The sequence below is a fragment of the Pseudarthrobacter sp. NKDBFgelt genome (assembly GCF_046097905.1).
Classification (GTDB): domain Bacteria; phylum Actinomycetota; class Actinomycetes; order Actinomycetales; family Micrococcaceae; genus Arthrobacter; species Arthrobacter polychromogenes.
Genome location: NZ_JBJURL010000179.1, coordinates 1 through 1,130, shown reverse-complemented (window position 1 = coordinate 1,130; position 1,130 = coordinate 1). Strand labels below are relative to the sequence as shown.

Here is a 1,130-nt window from a genome sequence, read left to right as displayed (position 1 = left end):
GGCGTGCTGGAGCTCAAGCCGCAGCTGGGGACGATCTGCCAGGCATCGGAAATCGAACCGGTCCAGGCCCACGCTTTCGCACCGGGCGACGAACTCGTCGATATCCGGTGCGCCAATGGCGTGCCAGCGGGACTTGTGGTTCAGACACAACGGCGAGTTGCCTTGGGCCCAGAGGTCGCAGAACGCGAGCCTGCATTCGGGCCGCTCGATGACCGGCTCGGGTGAGAGGGTAGCGAGCCACTTAATCACGTCGGTCTCGCTGGAACGACTGAAGAACCCGTGATGGCTGACGCAGAGGCCGCGTCTGGCCGAACCGAAGCGGCACCAGGTGACGGTGCATGCCGCCAAGGGGCCGTCGCCTACGGGTAATGGGCCGGGGCTGGCGAGGAATGACTCCCATTCGGGGCGTCCTTGGTCCAGCCAGCGCTTGTAGTGGCTTTTGCAGAACCCTTTCACCGTACGTTGCCGTTCACACTCGTCGATCCGGCAGGGCTCGGTGTTGAAGACGAGGGAGCCTGGGGCCGGGATCACGATTTCGGGTCTGAATTCGGGCCGGACGGTGGCCATGAGTTTAGCCAACAGACCGCAACCGTCCTCGTTTTCATTCAGTGCGAGGGAGCTCACCAGGTGACCTCTTTTCCGGTCAGCAGCCCTGCCTTTTCGAGGGCGCGGCGGGCGTCCTCAACGGTGAGGTGGCCGTAGACGTCGATGGTGGTTGCGACCGATGCGTGGCCAAGCAGGCTGCTGATCACTTCGATGGGTGTCCCGGCTCGTAGCAAGCGGGTGGCATAGGTGTGGCGGAACCAGTGCGGGTCAAAATCCACTCCAGTGTCCCGGCGCAGCCGCTTCACCAGGTCATAGACTGCCGCGTAGCCCATCGGGCGGCCGCGGGGGCCCGCCCACAGATTCACGAACACGTAGTCGCTGTCCAGATCTCCGTATTCCTCGTGAAGGTAGTCGCCGTAGAGCCGCACGACGTCCGCGCCGATCGGTATCGTGCGCGGCGAAACGGACTTCGCCCGGGCACGGTTGGCGTTCACCCGACGGCGGATCGTCAGCTCGCCCTCGGCGACTGCAATGTCCTCATGCCTTAGTCCGAGTGCTTCGCCGATACGGATTCCCGACTCCCA

The 1,130-nt window shown here is 64.2% G+C and carries 1 protein-coding gene and 1 pseudogene; both read right to left on the bottom strand.

Annotation, left to right across the window (positions count from 1 at the left end):
• A pseudogene (locus tag ACKAE7_RS21010) lies at positions 1-624 on the bottom strand (site-specific integrase); the annotation flags it as partial.
• Positions 621-1,130: tyrosine-type recombinase/integrase (locus ACKAE7_RS21005; RefSeq protein WP_408980224.1), on the bottom strand; the 510-nt coding region annotated here is incomplete at its 5' end. The gene ACKAE7_RS21005 and the pseudogene ACKAE7_RS21010, both read right to left, overlap by 4 nt.